Source organism: Paenibacillus barengoltzii NBRC 101215 (assembly GCF_004000745.1).
Taxonomy (GTDB): Bacteria; Bacillota; Bacilli; order Paenibacillales; family Paenibacillaceae; genus Fontibacillus; species Fontibacillus barengoltzii.
In genome coordinates, this window is record NZ_BILV01000163.1 from 1 (window position 1) to 696 (window position 696).

Sequence of the window (696 nt, forward strand, 5' to 3'; positions counted from 1 at the left end):
ACCGCCCGGATGCGGCGGTGCTGGCGCAGGAGCCGGCGCTGCGGCAGCTGGCCGGCCTCCTGCCGGGCTACGAGGCCCGGCAGGGCGAGCTCGCCGAGCTGGCGGCGGAAGCGCTGCAGCTCGAGAGGCGGCTGGCCGAGTGCCTGCGCAGCATCCACCCGGCATGGGGCGCGGAGGATTTGCGCGCTTTTGCCGGGACGGTCGGCGAACGGGAGAGCGTTCGCCGGTTTGCGGCGCGGTTTGCCGCGTACGACAAGGAGATGGAGCTGCTGCGGAGCGAGCGTGCCAAGCTGGAGCGGGCCGCGGCAACCGCGGAGAAAGCCGCTGCGGCAGCGGTCGCGCGGCTGGAGGCCAGCGCTGTGGAAGGGCGGCGGCAGTTCGCCATGCTGGTCCCGCAGGAGCCGAGCGAAATCCGCGCGCTCTGGAGCGAGCTGCGCGGCGAGCTGGACCGCTGGCGGGAAGGCCAAGGGCGGCTCGCGTCTGAGCAGCGGGCGGCTGACGCCAGGGCGCTGGCGGCAGCGCAGATGCGTGCGCTGTACCGCAAGCTGCTCGCCGGCTGCGGCCTGCTGACGGTGGCGCTGCCCGTCATCCTGTGGCTGACGGCGGACGCGCCTTGGGCGGCCGCAGCCACAGCGGCGGCGCTGCTGGGCCTGGACGCGGCCCTGGCGCGGGCCGCCTTCCGCAGCGCACCGCCTG

1 pseudogene is annotated in these 696 nt (G+C 75.4%); it reads left to right on the forward strand.

The window, feature by feature from the left end:
* Positions 1-696 (forward strand): annotated as a pseudogene (locus PBA01S_RS22905) (AAA family ATPase); the annotation flags it as partial.